The organism is Sphingomonas sp. AC449 (assembly GCF_979253475.1).
This window is the reverse complement of the sequence record NZ_CEEDCZ010000084.1, coordinates 1-241: the sequence shown is the minus strand read 5'-3', so window position 1 is coordinate 241 and position 241 is coordinate 1. Positions and strand designations below refer to the sequence as shown.

At 70.5% G+C, this 241-nt stretch carries 1 protein-coding gene; it reads right to left on the bottom strand.

Annotated features, from left to right (window positions below):
- Nucleotides 1–25 precede the first annotated feature (25 nt).
- Nucleotides 26–241, bottom strand: a 216-nt coding sequence (locus tag AC0CH3_RS17920) for a glutathione binding-like protein (RefSeq protein WP_465238140.1), incomplete at its 5' end; no start/stop codon positions are given.

Sequence of the window (241 nt, the reverse complement as noted above, 5' to 3'; positions counted from 1 at the left end):
GGCCTGACTCTACCGGGGCCGTGCGTCAGGCGTAGGCGTACGGCCCACCCTTGGCGAGCGCCGCCTGAGACGCCGGCCGCGCATGGATCTTGCTCAGCCACGCCATCGTCGCGGGCCGCGTCTCGGTCAGACCGCCCCGGCTCCGCGCGGCCTCGAGCGGAAAGCTCATCATGTTGTCCGCGGCGGTCATCTGGTCCCCCGCGAACCATGGCCGCTGCGCCAGTTCGGATTCGACGTAATC